Origin of the sequence: Marmoricola sp. OAE513 (genome assembly GCF_040546585.1) — a bacterium.
In the GTDB taxonomy this organism is placed as follows: Bacteria; Actinomycetota; Actinomycetes; order Propionibacteriales; family Nocardioidaceae; genus Marmoricola.
This window is the reverse complement of sequence record NZ_JBEPOC010000001.1, coordinates 1,604,450-1,620,659: the sequence shown is the minus strand read 5'-3', so window position 1 is coordinate 1,620,659 and position 16,210 is coordinate 1,604,450. Positions and strand designations below refer to the sequence as shown.

Below are 16,210 nucleotides of genomic sequence, written 5' to 3'. Positions count from 1 at the left end.
ACGCGGACTCCGCGTGGACCTCGGTCCACGCGGAGTTCCGCGTTTCTCGGCGTCCCAGACGCCTTCTCCGGGACGGAGGTTGCACTGCTCGAGGATCACCGAGCGCGCGGTCTAGATGGTCGGTCGCTGGAACACGAAGACGCCATCGGGCTCCCCTAGGCTCCCGCCCATGCGATCCCTCCGTTCCCTTGCTCCCGCCGTCGCGGTCCTCGCGGCACTGACTCTTTCCAGCTGTGGTTCCTCCGACGACAAGGCCGACGCCAAGGCCGAGCCGACCCCCACCAGGACCGCCGAGGAGAAGCACACCATCGAGGTCACCTACGACGAGCCGCTCGAGGGTCCGGGTGAGGCCTACGTGGCCACCCTGGCCGCCGCCGAGGGCAAGACCGCCCAGGCCCTGGCCGAGGAGATCCTCAAGGCCGGTGAGGTCGACGGCATCGCCGAGGGCTTCGCGGACGCGTTCAAGCTCCCCGAGGACCTGAAGATCCACGTGAGCAACGAGGACGGCTCGCCGTACTACGACCCCACCACCAAGACGGTCACGATCTTCTACGACTTCGCGAACCTGACCGCGAACATCATCAAGCTCAGCCAGACCGGCTCGGACGGCAGCTCGATCGACGACACCGAGCTCGGCAAGCAGTGGGCCGCGGTCAACGACTTCATCCTGATCCACGAGATCGCGCACGCCTTCGTCGACGTTCTCGAGATCCCGGTCACGGGTCGCGAGGAGGACTCCGCGGACGGCATGGCGACTTGGTTCTTCACCGACTTCGTCGACAACGGTGCCGAGTACGCCTTCGCTGCGGCTCAGTTCTTCTCCGCCCTGCAGGACTACCAGGGTTCGCCGGACGCGACCCAGTTCGCCGACGAGCACTCGCTGAGCATCCAGCGCGCGGTCGACATCGCCTGCAAGGTGGCCGGCGCCAGCGACGAGAACATGCAGATCATGAACCAGATCGGGTTCGTGCCCGCCGCCCGCCTCCAGCGCTGCCCCGGGGAGTACGAGCAGATGCACAACGCCTGGACCAAGCTGCTCGAGCCGCACCGGCGCGACGCCGACGAGGGCTGAGCCGCCCTTCCCGCTCCGCCCGATCCCTGCCCGGCAGTGCCGGGTGGGGAGCGTGCTTGGACCCCAAACTAAAAGTCAGGCTTGACTGTTTGTTGCTGGGGGGCCCACGATGACCGGGTGACGACCACCCGGGTGACCCAGGAGGAGCGGACGCGTGCCATGCGGCTGCGCCTGCTCGAGGCCACCGTCGGCTGCCTGGCCGAGTACGGCTGGGCCGGAACCTCGACCACGCTCATCTCCCAGCGTGCAGGTGTCAGCCGCGGCGCCCAGCTGCACCACTTCCCGACCAAGAACGACCTGGTGGTGGCTGCTGTCGAGCACCTGGCCCTGGTACGCCGCGACGAGCTCGCCCAGGCGGCCGCGGCGCTTCCCACGGGCAGCCGGCGTACCCGGGCGGTCCTGGAGATGCTCGGGGAGCACTTCACCTCCGACGTCTTCGTCGCCGCGCTCGAGCTCTGGGTCGCGGCGCGCGCCGACGAGGCGCTGCTCTCAGCGCTCGGACCCTTCGAGCGCACCACGGGTCGCGAGACCCACAAGCTCACCGTCGAGATGCTCGACGCCGACGAGTCCCAGCCCGGCGCGCGCGAGCTGGTGCAGGCGACCCTCGACCTCATCCGCGGCCTCGGCCTCGCCAACACGATCAGCAACGACCGCGCCCGTCGCACCAGGATCCTCGACCGCTGGGCCGTGGTGCTCGAGGACGAGCTGCCCCGCCGGACCAAGGAGAACTGATGAACGCTGTCCTCGAAGGAGTCCTGGCCGACCTGAGCGCCGAGGGCGACGCCCTGGAGAAGCTCGTCGCCCCGCTCGACGAGCAGGGCTGGCGCACCCCGACCCCGGCGGAGGGTTGGGACATCGCGACCACGATCGCGCACCTCGCCTGGACCGACGTCGCAGCGATCGCCGCGGGCACCGACAAGGAAGCCTGGGACGCGCTGGTGATGAAGGGGTTCGAGGATCCTCTCGGATTCGTCGACGCCGAGGCGTTCCGCGAGGCCGAGAAGCCCGGCGCCGAGATCTTCGCCTGGTGGAAGGACGGGCGTCCCGCGCTGGTCACCATGCTGCGCGAGTTCCCCGAGGGGCAGAAGCTGCCGTGGTTCGGACCGCCGATGAGTCCGGCCTCGATGGCGACCGCCAGGTTCATGGAGACCTGGGCTCACTCGCTCGACGTGTACGACGCCCTCGGTCTGCGCTACGAGCCGACCGACCGGATCCGTCACGTCGCCCACCTCGGTGTCCGGACCCGGAATTTCTCCTTCGGCGTGCACGAGCTCGAACCTCCGGCCGAGGAGTTCCGGATCGACCTGGTCGCGCCGTCCGGGGAGGTCTGGTCCTACGGCCCCGAGGACGCCGCGCAGACGCTGACCGGGTCGGCGTACGACTTCTGCCTGCTGGTCACCCAGCGCCGGCACCGCGACGACCTCGACCTGGTCGCGAACGGGGCGGACGTGGACCGGTGGCTGGACGTCGCGCAGGCGTTCGCCGGGCCGTCGGGGGCCGGACGCGAGGCCAGCGCATGAGCGTCGCACGAATCGGAAACTGCTCGGGCTTCTACGGCGACCGCCTCTCGGCGATGCGCGAGATGCTCGAGGGAGCCCCGGGTGAGTCGAGCCTGGACTACCTGACCGGCGACTACCTGGCCGAGCTGACGATGCTCATCCTCGGCAAGGACCAGATGAAGGACCCCTCGCTCGGGTACGCGCGGACCTTCGTCGCGCAGGTCGCCGACTGCCTCGGGCTCGCGCTCGAACGAGGGGTGAAGCTCGTCGCCAACGCCGGCGGCCTCAACCCGGCCGGTCTCGCTGCCAAGCTCACCGAGGTCACCGCAACCCTCGGACTCGAGGCGAAGATCGCGTACGTCGACGGTGACAACCTGGCCCCGCGGGCGGCCGAGCTCGGTCTCGGGGGAGCCCTCACCGCGAACGCCTACCTCGGCGCCTTCGGGATCGCCCGAGCGCTCGAGGAGGGCGCCGACATCGTCGTGACCGGCCGGGTCACCGACGCCTCGGTCGTCGTCGGGCCCGCGATCGCGCACCACGGCTGGACCCGGACGTCGTACGACGAGCTCGCCGGTGCCGTGGTGGCCGGCCACGTCATCGAGTGCGGCACCCAGGCGACCGGTGGCAACTTCTCCGGCTTCCTCTCCCTCCCGCACGACGCCACGCCGCTGGGCTTCCCGCTCGCCGAGGTCGCCGCCGACGGGTCGTTCGTCGTCACCAAGCACGCGGGCACCGGGGGCGTCGTCTCCGTCGACACCGTCACCGCGCAGCTCGTCTACGAGATCCAGTCCACCCTGTACCTCGGCCCGGACGTGACCACCGACCTGGCGACCATCAGCCTCGAGGACGACGGCCCTGACCGGGTCCGCGTCTCCGGCGTCCGCGGCACGCCGCCGCCCGAGCAGCTCAAGGTGTGCGTGAACGAGCTCGGTGGTTTCCGCAACCAGATGGAGTTCGTGCTCACCGGCCTCGACATCGATGCGAAGGCGGACTGGCTGCGCACCCAGCTGGACGCCCGGCTCGCGGCGCAGGGTCAGCAGGGAGGGGCGCCGGCGAGCGTCACCTGGTCGATGGGGGCCCGCCCGCAGGCCGACGCCGACACCGAGGAGGGCGCGTCCTGCCTCCTGCGGGTGACCGTGAAGGACCCGTCGGCGGACGCCGTCGGCAAGCCGTTCACCGCAGCCGCCGTCGAGCTCGCGCTGGCGTCGTACCCGGGCTTCACGCTGACGGCGCCGCCGGGACGCGGCTCGCCGTACGGGATCTACCGGCCGGCGTACGTCGACCGCAGCGCGGTCACCGAGACCGTGCACCTGTGGGACGACCGGACGATCGAGATCGACGGACCCACCGAGCTGGCCACCGTGACGCCGGGTGCAGACGCCGGCGCTCCGGTCGAGCCGCGCCTGCCCGGGTCGGACTCGCCGACCTCGGTGCACCCGCTCGGCACCTTCGTGCACGCCCGCTCCGGCGACAAGGGCGGCGACGCGAACGTCGGACTCTGGGTCGGCGGTCCGCGCGACGAGAAGCGTGCAGCGCGGATCGGCTGGCTCCTGCACCTGATCACGCCCGACGCGATTCGCACCCTTCTCCCCGAGGCCGCCGAGCTCGCGGTCGAGGTGTACCCGCTGCCGAACCTCGGCGGCGTGAACGTGCTCATCCGCGGCCTGCTCGGCGACGGCGTCGCCGCGAGCACCCGCTTCGACCCCCAGGCGAAGGCCGTCGGCGAGTGGCTGCGGAGCCGTCACGTGAACATCCCCGAGGAGCTGCTGTGAGCTACAGGGGGCGGTTTCCCGGGGGAACACGGGAAACCGCCTCATCGACCCGAAACATCGGGTTGTTCTGCAAGGAATGGGTTGGAAGCCCGGAGAGGACCACGGCATGACCCTCTACACCGAGGACCGCCTCGCGCTGCAGGCGAGCACGCGCACCTTCGTCGAACGTGAGATCAGCCCGCACCTGCAGGAGTGGGAGGACACCCAAGAGATCCCGCGCTCCCTGCACCAGGTCGCCGCGAAGGCGGGGCTGCTCGGACTCGGCTTTCCCGAGGAGGCCGGCGGCGACGGCGGCGACCTCGCGGACGCGACCGCGATGCAGGAGGCGTTCTTCGCCGCGGGTGCCTCCTCGGGTCTGATGGCCGGTCTCTTCACGCACGGCATCGCCCTGCCGCACATCGTGGCCAACGGCAGCGCCGACCTGATCGACCGCTACGTCCGCCCGACGTTGACCGGCGACCTGATCGGGTCGCTGGCGGTGACCGAGCCGAACGGCGGGTCCGACGTCGCGGGCATCACGACCACCGCTGTGCGGGACGGGGACCACTACGTCATCAACGGCGCGAAGACCTTCATCACCTCCGGCGTGCGCGCTGACTTCGTGACGACCGCGGTCCGCACCGGCGGCCCTGGCCACGCCGGCATCTCGCTGATCGTCGTGGACAAGGACACGCCTGGGTTCACCGTTGACCGCAAGCTCGCGAAGATGGGCTGGCACTGCTCGGACACCGCGGAGCTGGCGTACGTCGACGTACGGGTTCCCGCGACCAACCTGGTCGGTGAGGAGAACCAGGGGTTCTACTACATCGCCGAGCAGTTCGTGGTCGAGCGGATCGGCCTCGCGGTGCACGGCTACGGCATCGCCGGTCGGGCTCTCGAGCTCACCGCGCAGTACTGCCGCGACCGGCAGACGTTCGGCAAGCCGCTGATCGCCAACCAGGTCGTCCGGCACAAGCTCCTCGAGATGCGCCGCCTGGTCGAGATCTCGCGCAGCTACACGCACGAGGTGATCGCCCGCCACGTCAACGGGGAGAACGTCATCGCCGAGGCCTGCCTGGCCAAGCAGACGGCGGTCGAGGCGTGCGAGGCGGTCGTCGACTCGGCCGTCCAGCTGCACGGCGGCGCCGGCTACATGCACGGCACCGAGGTCGAGCGGCACTACCGGGACTCCCGGATCCTGCCGATCGGTGGTGGCGCCACCGAAGTCCTCTCCGACCTGGCCGCACGACTGATGGGGTACGCATCGTGACCGAAGAAGCAACGGTGGTCGAGCCTGCCGAGGAGGCGACCGGGAGTCGGCGCGAGTCCATGCTCGCGAAGATCGAGTCCCTCGACGCTGAGCACGCCAAGGCGGTCGCCGGCGGCGGCGAGAAGGCCATTGCCCGGCACCGCAAGCGCGGCAAGCTGCTTCCGCGCGAGCGGATCGAGCTGCTCATCGACCCGGGCTCGGCCTTCCTCGAGCTCTCCCCGCTCGCCGGCTGGGGCTCCGACTTCGCCGTCGGTGCGAGCGTGGTCACCGGTATCGGCGTGGTCGAGGGCGTCGAGGTCATGATCACGGCCAACGACCCGACCGTGAAGGGTGGCGCCTCGAACCCGTGGACGGTGAAGAAGATCTTCCGGGCCTCGCAGATCGCGGAGGAGAACGGCCTGCCGACCGTGTCGCTGGTCGAGTCCGGCGGTGCGGACCTGCCCACCCAGAAGGAGATCTTCATCCCGGGCGGCAAGCTCTTCCGCGACATCACCCGCGCGAGCGCCCGGAAGGAACCGACGATCGCGCTGGTCTTCGGCAACTCCACGGCCGGCGGCGCCTACGTCCCCGGCATGAGCGACTACACCGTGATGGTGAAGGAGCAGGCGAAGGTCTTCCTCGGCGGACCACCCCTGGTGAAGATGGCCACCGGTGAGGAGTCCGACGACGAGTCGCTCGGCGGTGCGGAGATGCACGCGCGCACGTCCGGCCTCGCGGACTACCTGGCCGTCGACGAGCACGACGCGATCCGGATCGGTCGGCGGATCGTGGCCCGGCTGAAGAAGGTGGAGAAGGGCGTCTCGGCAAGCTCGACGACCAGGGGCGGCTCGACGACCGGGTACGCCGAGCCCGAGCAGGACCCCGACGGCCTCCTCGACCTGATCCCGACCGATCTCAAGGAACCCTTCGACCCGCGGGACGTCATCGCGCGCATCGCCGACGGGCGCTCCGAGAGCAACGGCGCGGTCTTCGACGAGTTCAAGCCGCTGTACGGCGGCTCCCTGGTCACCGGCTGGGCGAAGATCCACGGCAACCCCGTCGGCATCCTCGCTAACGCCCAGGGCGTGCTGTTCTCCGAGGAGGCGCAGAAGGCGACCCAGTTCATCCAGCTGGCGAACCAGTCGGACACGCCCCTGTTGTTCCTGCACAACACCACCGGCTACATGGTCGGCAAGGAGTACGAGCAGGGCGGCATCATCAAGCACGGCGCCCAGATGATCAACGCGGTCTCCAACTCGAAGGTCCCGCACATCTCGGTGATCATGGCCGCCTCGTACGGCGCCGGGAACTACGGGATGAACGGTCGCGCCTTCGACCCGCGCTTCCTCTTCACCTGGCCGAGCTCGAAGTCCGCAGTGATGGGGCCGGCCCAGCTCGCCGGCGTCCTGGAGATCGTCGCCGAGCAGTCGGCGATCTCGAAGGGCGAGGAGTTCGACCGCGAGGGCTTCGCCGCGATCAAGGCCGTCGTCGAGGCGCAGATCGAGGAGCAGAGTGCGCCGTACTTCCTGTCCGGGATGCTCTACGACGACGGCGTCATCGACCCGCGGGACACCCGCACCGTCCTGGGCATCTGCCTGTCCGTGATCAACAACAAGCCCATCGAGGGCACGGACCGCTTCGGCGTCTTCCGGATGTGAGTGGAGACATGACGACCATCACCAGAATTCTCGTCGCGAACCGGGGTGAGATCGCCCGACGCGTCTTCACCACCGCCCGTCGCCTCGGCGTCGGCACCGTCGCGGTCTACTCCGACGCGGACGCCGGGCTGCCGTTCGTCGGCGAGGCGGACCTCGCCGTACGGCTGCCGGGCAGCACGCCGGCCGAGACGTACCTGCGCGGCGACCTCGTCATCGAGGCCGCGAAGAAGGCCGGAGCCGACGCGATCCACCCCGGGTACGGCTTCCTGTCCGAGAACGCCGGGTTCGCGCGCGACGTCATCGCCGCCGGCCTGACCTGGATCGGGCCGACCCCGGAGTCGATCGACGCGATGGGTTCGAAGATCGCGGCGAAGGAGCTGATGGCCGCGGCCGGCGTCCCGGTGTTCGGCCAGATCGACCCGGCGGACGCGACCGAGGCGGACCTGCCCCTGCTGGTGAAGGCCTCGGCGGGTGGCGGCGGCCGCGGTATGCGGATCGTGCGCGACCTGGCCGCTCTGGCCGGCGAGGTGAAGCTCGCTTCCGACGAGGCCGCGAGCGCCTTCGGCGACGCCACCGTCTTCTGCGAGCCGTACCTGGAGAACGGGCGCCACGTCGAGGTGCAGGTGGTCGGCGACACCCACGGCAACGTGTTGGTCCTCGGCGAGCGTGACTGCTCGCTGCAGCGGCGCCACCAGAAGGTCGTGGAGGAGGCGCCGGCGTTCGGACTCAGTGACGAGACCCGCGCGACCCTGCACGAGGGCGCGCGGCTCGCGGCCGGGGCGATCGGGTACGTCGGCGCCGGGACCGTCGAGTTCATGGTTTCGACAGGCTCAACCACCGGGGACGGCTCAACCGCCGGAGGCGCCAAGGTCTCGTTCCTGGAGATGAACACCCGTCTCCAGGTCGAGCACCCGGTCACCGAGGCCGTCTTCGGCATCGACCTGGTCGAGGCGCAGATCCGGGTCGCCGAGGGCGGCACGGTGCCGAACGCTCCGACGCACCCGCGCGGCCACGCCGTCGAGGTGCGCCTGTACGCCGAGGACCCGGCGGCGGACTACCAGCCGCAGAGCGGTGTCCTGGACACCTTCGAGATCGACTGCGAGGGGGAGTTCCACCAGCTGCTCACCTACGGCAGCCGGCTCGACAGCGGCTTCGTCTCCGGGAGCGAGGTCAGCACGCACTACGACGCGATGCTCGCCAAGGTGATCGTCTGGGGCCCCACCCGCGCGGCGGCCTTCCGCACCCTCGCGGGCATCCTGGAGCGTGCGCGGATCCACGGCCTGGTCACCAACCGGGACCTGCTGGTGCGGTTGCTGCGCGACGACGACGTGCTCGCCGGCGACGTGAGCACCGACTTCCTCGGCTCCTTCGACCTGGCCGGGACCACCCCGGACACGACGAGCGCTGCGCAGGCAGCAGCGATCGCCCTCGCCGAGCGTGACCGCTCCGCCCGCGTGGTCCAGCAGGGGATCCCGGTCGCCTGGCGCAACGTCGTCTCGCAGCCGCAGCAGACCTCGCTGGCGCCGACCACCGGGGGAGACGACGTCGTCGTCACCTGGTACGGCGGCCGCGACGGTTACGAGCTGACCGACGGCACTGCGGTTCTCGCGGCCGGCACCGACGAGGTCGTGCTCGAGGTCGGCGGCGTGCGGGTCGTGCACGCGGTCTGCATCGCCGGTGACAGCGTGCACGTCGACTCGGGGCTCGGCTCCGCGTCGTACAAGGTGGTGCCTCGCTTCGTCGACCCGGCGGAACAGGTCAGCGCCGGGTCGCTGCTGGCGCCGATGCCCGGCACCGTGATCGCGGTCCCGGTGGAGACGGGCGCGAGCGTCGAGGCGGGGCAGACGCTGCTCGTCCTCGAGGCGATGAAGATGCAGCACTCGATCAGTGCCCCGGGCGACGGTGTCGTGGAGATCGCCGTGACCGTGGGCCAGCAGGTTTCTGCGGGCGACGTGCTCGCTGTGGTTTCGTCCGATGAAGGAGAAGAAGCATGACCAGCACGATGTTCACCGAGCCCGACGAGCGGGTCGCCCTGCGCGAGGCTGTCGCCAAGCTCGCGACCAGCTACGGCCACAGCTACGTCGCGGAGAAGACCCGCACCGACGGCAAGCTGACCGAGCTGTGGCAGGACATGGGCAAGCACGGCTTCCTCGGCGTGAACATCCCCGAGGAGTACGGCGGGGGCGGTGGCGGCATGTCCGACCTCGCGGCCGTCCTCGAGGAGCTGGCCGCGGCCGGTGCCCCGCTGCTGATGATGGTGGTCAGCCCGGCGATCTGCGGCACGATCATCAGCCGCTGCGGCACCGAGGCGCAGAAGCAGGAGTACCTGCCGAAGATCGCCGACGGGTCGATGATCATGGCCTTCGCGATCACCGAGCCGGACGCCGGGTCCAACAGCCACCAGATCACCACGACGTCGACCAAGGACGGAGACGAGTGGGTGATCACCGGCCAGAAGACCTACATCTCCGGTGTCGACGAGGCCGACGCGATCCTGGTCGTGACCCGGACCGCGGACGCCAAGACGGGCAAGCTCAAGCCCGCGCTGATGATCGTCCCCACCGACGCGAAGGGCCTCGAGCGCCAGGTCATCCCGATGGACTTCCACGCACCGGAGAAGCAGTTCACGCTGTTCTTCGACAACGTCCGGGTACCGGCCACCTCCCTCGTGGGCGACGAGGACGGCGGCTTGTGGCAGCTGTTCGCGGGCCTGAACCCGGAGCGGATCATGGGTGCGGCGTTCTCCAACGGCATGGCCCGGTTCGCGCTGGCCAAGGCGGTCGAGTACGCGAAGACCCGCAAGGTCTGGAAGGACGTCATCGGCACCCACCAGGGCATCGCGCACCCGCTGGCGAAGTCGAAGATCGAGCTGGAGCAGTCGCGCCTGCTCCAGCAGAAGGCCGCCGCCCTGTACGACGCCGGGGACGACATGGCTGCCGGCGAGTACGCGAACATGGCCAAGTACTCCGGGGGCGAGGTCGCCTGCAACACCCTCGACGTCGCGGTGCACACCCACGGCGGCAACGGCCTGGCCCAGGAGTACGGTCTCGGCAACATGCTGCTGGCCGCCCGCCTCGGCCGGATCGCTCCAGTGAGCCGCGAGATGATCCTCAACTTCGTGGCCATGCACAGCCTCGGCCTGCCCAAGTCGTACTGACGGACGATGCGCCCGACCCACCCGGTCATCGAGCCTGTCGAGATGTGGTCACCATTTCTCGACAAGCTCGACGACCGATCGAAGGAGAACCGATGACTGAGCACGACGAGCTGGTCCACTACGCCGCCGAGAACGGTGTCGCGACGATCACGCTGGACTCGCCGCACAACCGGAACGCACTCTCGAGGCAGCTGGTCAACGAGCTGTTCGAGCGGCTCGAGGTCGCCGGCGACGACGACGAGGTCCGGGTGGTCGTGCTGCGCTCGGCGGACCGGGTGTTCTGCTCGGGGGCGGACCTCTCCGAGGCGGCCGCCGGGTCGATGACCGAAGGGGCGGGCGCGCTCGTCGAGCTGCAACGTGTGATCCTCAACCACCCGAAGCCGATCGTCACCCGTCTGGCCGGTCCGGTCCGCGCCGGCGGTTTGGGCATCGTGGCTTCCAGCGACCTGGTGATCTGTGCGGACGACGTCACCTTCGCGCTGACCGAGTCACGACTCGCGCTGGCGCCCGCAGTCATCTCGCTGACGCTGATCCCGCGGCTCAGCCCACGCGCGGCGTACGACGTGTTCCTGTCGGGGCGCACCTTCGACGCAACCGAGGCAGCATCGATGGGCCTGGTGACCCGCAGCGTGCCGGCCGCCGACCTGGACGCGGCCGTCGCCCAGGCGTGCGACGACCTCGGCAAGGCGCACCCGCAAGGGCTGCGCGAGACCAAGAAGGTGCTCTCCCGCGAGGTCCTCGACTACCTCGAGGAGAACGCCGAGGACATGATCGCGCTCAGTGCGCGGCTGTTCGGTTCGGACGAGGCGCGCGAGGCGATGCTCGCGTTCCTCTCCAAGAAGTAGTCCTCAGCGGTGGACCCGAGGTCCTCGCGGTGGGCCGGCGTTGTACGGGCCGCCCCGCTGCGGGGCCTTGTCGTAGAACCGGTGCCCGCCGCTCTCGATCATCGTCTCGGCCCCGACCCGGACGAACGCGGGGCGAAGCAGGCACGTCCGGGGAACGACCACGGTGACGGTGTCGGCCCGGTAGTCGATCCGGTGGGAGAACCGGCACGAGAACTCGTTGTCCTCGTCGCCCAGCTCGTAGATCAGCCGGCTTCCCTTCCAGCTCTCGCGGTCGGCCTGGAGGAAGACGTCCACTGTTCGTCGGGGCGTTCGCAGCTGGAACCAGTGCGTGTGCGACCCCTCCTTCCGCAGCGCCCGGAACTTCAGCGTGGCGGTGATCTTCCGCGGACCGTGGGTCACCCGCAGCGAGGTGATGTCGCCGAGACGGCGTGACGGGATCGCAGTCGATCGGCCGCCGAAGTCTCCCTGGTCGTCCCTCGACACGTAGCGGACGTCGTGCCGCGCGTCGCTGCGGACCTTGGAGTCGGCCGACGCCGGTGCGGCGACCAGCACGGTGGCGCCTACGACGACGGCGGTGATCAGGCGGAAGGCGCTCACGTCCACCTCACCGGTAGAGCTTCGGTCCGAGCGCGAGCACGCTCCCCGGCTTCCGCGCGGACAGGCCGTCGTCGGCGTACCGGGTGTCCCCGCTCATGCTGGTCGTGCCGGCACCGGCGCGAATCCAGCCGGGCCGGCCGATGCAGCTGCGCGGCACCACGATCAGCGCGGTGTTCGCCCGGTAGTCCAGGTCCCACTTCAGGGCGCACCGCTTGCTGGCTCCGCGGGCGTCGACCAGCTCGCCGACGCCGCGCCAGGCCCCGGGGCCGGCGTACAGGTCGACCTCGTAGGCCTTCTTCTTCGAGGTGGTCAGCTGGACGACGTGCAGGTGCTGGGTCCCGGACCTGGCCAGCTCGACGTACCGGAGGCGGACGCGTACCTGGGTCGCGGTGTGCTTGACGCGGACCGTCCGGATGTCGCCGTTGCGCTGCTTGGTGGCCTTGCCGCCGGGGACCTGGAGTGAACCGGCGACGGTCGTCGTGAAGTAGACGTCACCTGCCTTGTCGTACGTCGTCGCACCGCTCGGCTTCTTCGTGGACGTGGCCGCACCAGCCGTTCCGCCGGTCAGTGCGAGCGCAGCGACGAGGGCGAGCAGGACCACTGCACGGGAGGACTTCATGTGCCCGAGCCTAGGCGAGCAGGCCCACCTGATCGAGCTCAGTCCAAGGCGCTCGGGGTGTAGGCGCGGGCTCCGAGCGGCGCCTTGTCGCCGATCTTGCCCCCGCTGCTGTACGCGTCGTCGAAGTAGTTGACCTCGGAGCTGTTCGCGCCCGCGAACCTCGTGGAGACCCGGGGGCCCGCCTCGATCCACCTCGGGTTGCCGAGGCACCTGCGCGGGATCACGACCAGCACGTTGTCGTACTTGTAGCTGATGGTGGCCTTCAGGCCCGAGCACTTCCGGGGGTTGCCGAACTTGCCGAGCAGGACCGGCTTGTCCCCGCGCCAGTACGCGACCCGGTCGATGGGCGTCCGCTTGCCGGGGTAGGCGGCGAAGACCACCGACCGGTCGACCTTGGCTCCGTGGAAGCGGATGCTGTAGCCGTGCAGGTAGCCGACCTTGTCCAGCTCGGCGAAGCGCAGGCGCAGGCGGATCGTCTTGCTCTTGTGGGTGAGCCGGGAGCCGGTGATGTCGCCCTGAGTCTGGTTCGGTGCCGGGTACTGGGGCAGGGGCTCGGGGACGTGGGTGGAGTAGCGCTGGACGTCGGAGGCCGGGTCGACGGTCGCGACGGTGGAGCTCGGCGGCTCCGGGGTGAGCGCCTGCGCGGGCGCCAGGGTGACACCCAGCCCGGCGGTGAGCGCCGCAGCGACGGTGAGCGTGCGAATCTTCATGAACCGAACCTCCAGTACGTCCCCCTAACACTGTGACCGTAGGCGAACCGGAACGCCGGAGTCTATGAACCGGCGTTACAAACTGGTGACCGGAATAGACAGCCACCCCCGCACGAACGCCGACTGGTGCCGTGTGCCCGCAGCGGCATCCACGGCGACCTGTGGGTGGCGCGCGAGCAGCTCCTCGAGCGCCACCCGGGCCTGAAGTCGGGCCAGGTGGGTGCCGATGCAGAAGTGCGGACCGCTGCTGAAGGCGAGGTGCCGGGTGATCTCGCGGCGGACGTCGAGCGCGTCGGCGGTCTCGCCGAACTCGCGCGGGTCCCGGTTGCCGGCGGCGTACAGCATCATCACCTTCTCGCCGGCCGGGATCGTGGTGCCGTCGATCGTGACCTCCGCCGTGGTGGTGCGCGCCAGGCCCTGGACCGAGGACTCCAGGCGGAGGAACTCGATGAGGGATCCGGAGATCAGGCTCGGGTCCTCCAGCAGCAGCCGGCGCTGCTCGGGGGCGTCACCCAGGAGCGTCACCGCGTGGGTGATCAGGCTCGCGGTGGTGTCGCTGCCCCCGGCGACCACGACGAAGCAGAAGCCGAGGATGTCCCAGTCGGAGAGCCGGTGGGTCCCGTTCTCGTCGGTCACTTCCGCCGCGACCAGGGCGCCGAGCAGGTCGTCAGTCGGGTTCTGACGACGGTGGGCGATCGCGGCGGTGAAGTACTCCATCATCTCGGCCATGGCGGTGAGCGCCCCGGCCCCGGTCGCCGAGCCGTTCGGGTCGAGGGAGAAGCCGTCGTTCTGCAGCTGGGTCAGCGCGTTCACCCAGGGCGCGAACTTCTCCTGGTCGCCGAGCGGGATGCCGAACAGCTCGGCCAGCACGTACGTCGGGATGGTCGAGGAGAAGTGCTCGTGCAGGTCGACGCCCATGCCGTCGCGCCACCGTCGTCCCATGTCGTCGAGCCGCGCCCGGACGAAATCGCGGATCCGGTCCTCCAGGACGGTGACCCGCTTGGGCGTGAAGCCTCGACCGATCAGGCTGCGCAGCTGTGTCTGCACGGGCGGGTCGAGCATCACCATCGTCGGAGGGATGCCGAGCTGACCGATCTCATCGGGGAAGAAGGTGAGGCCCTGCGCGGAGGAGAACAGGTCCGGACGGCGCACGGCCTCCCAGATGTGCTCGAACCGGGACAGTGCCCAGAAGGCGGGCGCGCGGTCGTCCTTGGGGTGGTGGTGCACGGGGTCGTTCTCGCGCAGCCAGGCGAAGGCCGGGTACGGGTCGGCGAGGAAGTCGACGTCCAGCGGGTCGTAGGACAGCGCGCTCACGAGCACCTTCTAACGGAGATTGTTAATAAGACACCTCGTTAGTATGTGCAACTGTGGCCCGCGACGCAACCCAGACCCGAGCACTCCTGCTGCGTGCCGGCGAGCGGCGGTTCGCCCGCGACGGCGTGGCCGGCGCGAAGCTGAGCGACATCGTCCGCGACGCCGAGCAGCGCAACGACTCCGCGGTCGGCTACCACTTCGGTTCGCGCACCGGCCTGCTCGCCGCGATCGTCGCCAAGCACATGGAAGCGATGGAGGGTCGCCGCGAGGTGCCACCTGCCGGAGCCGACCTCCGCCAGGTGGTAGATGCCATCGTCGCCCCGACCGCCAGCCTGCTGGCCACCGAGGACGGTCGGGACTTCCTGCGGATCATGGAACAGGTCGCGGGCTGGTCCGGTGTCGGGGCCGGAGAGCCGAACGAGGTCCTGGTCGGCACCGTGATCGGCGACCAGCTCGCTCGCCTCGACAGCCTCCTCGCACCACGGCTGGGAACTCCTCTGGCCCGCGAGCGGGCCGCGCTGATGGTGACGTTCCTTACGGCAGCCCTCGCCGAACGCGCCCGATCCCGCGAGGCGGGGGCTCGTCAGCGCCTGGGGCACGAACGATTCGTGGAACACCTGGTGAATGTGCTCACGGGAGCCCTCGCGGCCTGAAATCCTGGGGGCATGCATCGCACCGCTCTCGGAGCGCTCACCGCGGCGCTGGCGTTGCTGACAGCTGCGCTCGGCGCTTCGGCGGTGAGCACCTCCACCGGACCCGCCGACGCCCGCGGCGTCGCCGACCTGGCGACCGTCGCGTTCCGGACGACACCGCTCGCGGTGAAGGTCCAGCAGGCGCCGAAGACCAAGGCTTGCCGTGCCGGCCTGGTGGCGCTCACCTTCGACGACGGCCCTTCCGCCTCGGTCACCCCGAGGCTCGTGCGGACGTTGCTGGCGCACGACGTGCCCGCGACCTTCTTCATGGTCGGCTCGCGGGTGAAGTCGTCGCCCGCGACGGCCCGCCTGGTGCAACGCTCCGGCTTCGTCATCGGCAACCACACCTGGGACCACCGCGAGCTGCCCGCGCTCTCGAACAGGACCGTGCGCGGCGAGCTGACCCGGACACGGCACACGATGAAGACCCACGGCATCACTCCGAGCAACCTGATGCGGCCGCCGTACGGCGCGATCAACAAGCGGGTGAGCAAGGACGTCAAGAAGGTCGGCCTGGTGCCGGTGCTCTGGACGGTCGACTCGCTGGACTGGTCGAGCGGAAGCTCCGGACAGATCGCGAACCGGGTGCTCCGCGCGCTCCGCCCGCACAAGAAGAACATCGTGCTGCAGCACGACGGCGTCACGAACTCGCCGAACTCGGTGAAGGCGGTCTCCAAGATCATCCGGGTCGCCAAGAAGCGCGGCTACTGCTTCAGCGAGATCGGCCCCGGCGGCGGTGTCGCGTACCCCTCACCGAAGCTGCGCGCCACCGTGCTCTCCGGCACCGAGGACGGAGCAACACCCGTCCGCGTCCGGCTCGACCTGGACCGACCGACCTCGCGTCCGGTCAGCGTCCGGGTGCGGACCGCAGACGGCAGCGCGAAGGCCGGGTCGGACTACACCCCGGTGCTCGTGACCGTGTCGTTCCCGCGTGGCGTCCGAACCGCGTGGTTCTCGATCCCGGTCGCCGACGACGCCGAGAGGACGAGGCGATCGAGGACGTCGTGCTGCGGTTCGACCAGGCCCGTGGTCTGAGGATCGTGCGCA

Annotated in this window: 15 protein-coding genes; 11 read left to right on the top strand and 4 right to left on the bottom strand. The window is 69.9% G+C overall.

What is annotated here, in order from left to right; all coding sequences use genetic code 11:
- The first annotated feature begins 169 nt into the window (after positions 1–169).
- The 9 genes from ABIE44_RS08270 to ABIE44_RS08230 all read left to right on the top strand — a co-directional run bounded on the left by ABIE44_RS08270 (position 170) and on the right by ABIE44_RS08230 (position 11,231).
- Entirely contained in the window at positions 170–1,072 is a 903-nt protein-coding gene (locus ABIE44_RS08270; protein WP_209719628.1) for a DUF4344 domain-containing metallopeptidase, read from the top strand.
- 117 nt (positions 1,073–1,189) lie between these two features.
- Positions 1,190–1,804 carry a TetR/AcrR family transcriptional regulator gene (locus ABIE44_RS08265; protein WP_354437933.1) on the top strand — a complete coding sequence of 205 codons (615 nt, stop codon included), beginning with the start codon at positions 1,190–1,192 and terminating at the stop codon, positions 1,802–1,804.
- Positions 1,804–2,592: a TIGR03084 family metal-binding protein gene (locus ABIE44_RS08260; protein ID WP_209719631.1), complete on the top strand. Its 789-nt coding sequence runs from the start codon at positions 1,804–1,806 to the stop codon at positions 2,590–2,592. Before ABIE44_RS08265 ends, ABIE44_RS08260 begins: the two co-directional genes overlap by 1 nt.
- The gene (locus tag ABIE44_RS08255; RefSeq protein ID WP_209719634.1) at positions 2,589–4,343 is read left to right on the top strand and encodes an acyclic terpene utilization AtuA family protein; all 1,755 of its coding nucleotides are present in this window, start codon (positions 2,589–2,591) and stop codon (positions 4,341–4,343) included. The genes ABIE44_RS08260 and ABIE44_RS08255 overlap by 4 nt, the downstream gene beginning before the upstream one ends.
- A 106-nt stretch (positions 4,344–4,449) precedes the next feature.
- Positions 4,450–5,592 (top strand): acyl-CoA dehydrogenase family protein, encoded by a 1,143-nt coding sequence (locus ABIE44_RS08250; protein WP_209719637.1) that lies wholly within the window; start codon positions 4,450–4,452, stop codon positions 5,590–5,592.
- Positions 5,593–5,651: 59 nt separating this feature from the next.
- Entirely contained in the window at positions 5,652–7,229 is a 1,578-nt protein-coding gene (locus ABIE44_RS08245) for an acyl-CoA carboxylase subunit beta (protein ID WP_209723491.1), read from the top strand.
- An 8-nt stretch (positions 7,230–7,237) separates the two neighbouring features.
- Positions 7,238–9,223, top strand: a complete 1,986-nt coding sequence (locus ABIE44_RS08240; protein WP_209719640.1) for an ATP-binding protein — start codon at positions 7,238–7,240, stop codon at positions 9,221–9,223.
- Entirely contained in the window at positions 9,220–10,386 is a 1,167-nt protein-coding gene (locus ABIE44_RS08235; protein WP_209719642.1) for an acyl-CoA dehydrogenase family protein, read from the top strand. Before ABIE44_RS08240 ends, ABIE44_RS08235 begins: the two co-directional genes overlap by 4 nt.
- A 92-nt stretch (positions 10,387–10,478) precedes the next feature.
- Entirely contained in the window at positions 10,479–11,231 is a 753-nt protein-coding gene (locus ABIE44_RS08230; RefSeq protein WP_209719645.1) for an enoyl-CoA hydratase family protein, read from the top strand.
- 3 nt (positions 11,232–11,234) lie between these two features.
- Here ABIE44_RS08230 and ABIE44_RS08225 read toward each other — a convergent pair whose 3' ends face one another.
- From ABIE44_RS08225 to ABIE44_RS08210, 4 genes are all read right to left on the bottom strand, one after another.
- Positions 11,235–11,828, bottom strand: coding sequence for a hypothetical protein (locus tag ABIE44_RS08225; RefSeq protein WP_209719648.1), 594 nt, complete (start codon positions 11,826–11,828; stop codon positions 11,235–11,237).
- 7 nt (positions 11,829–11,835) lie between these two features.
- Positions 11,836–12,447 carry a hypothetical protein gene (locus tag ABIE44_RS08220; RefSeq protein WP_209719651.1) on the bottom strand — a complete coding sequence of 204 codons (612 nt, stop codon included), beginning with the start codon at positions 12,445–12,447 and terminating at the stop codon, positions 11,836–11,838.
- Positions 12,448–12,485: 38 nt separating this feature from the next.
- Complete coding sequence (locus ABIE44_RS08215) at positions 12,486–13,157, bottom strand: hypothetical protein (protein ID WP_209719654.1); 672 nt, start codon at positions 13,155–13,157, stop codon at positions 12,486–12,488.
- Between the two features lie 75 nt (positions 13,158–13,232).
- Positions 13,233–14,471, bottom strand: coding sequence for a cytochrome P450 (locus tag ABIE44_RS08210; RefSeq protein WP_209719656.1), 1,239 nt, complete (start codon positions 14,469–14,471; stop codon positions 13,233–13,235).
- A gap of 53 nt (positions 14,472–14,524) precedes the next feature.
- Here ABIE44_RS08210 and ABIE44_RS08205 point away from each other — a divergent pair, with 53 nt between their 5' ends.
- Positions 14,525–15,124 (top strand): TetR/AcrR family transcriptional regulator, encoded by a 600-nt coding sequence (locus ABIE44_RS08205; RefSeq protein ID WP_209719660.1) that lies wholly within the window; start codon positions 14,525–14,527, stop codon positions 15,122–15,124.
- Positions 15,125–15,136: 12 nt separating this feature from the next.
- The gene (locus ABIE44_RS08200; protein WP_354437932.1) at positions 15,137–16,198 is read left to right on the top strand and encodes a polysaccharide deacetylase family protein; all 1,062 of its coding nucleotides are present in this window, start codon (positions 15,137–15,139) and stop codon (positions 16,196–16,198) included.
- Positions 16,199–16,210: the final 12 nt, after the last annotated feature.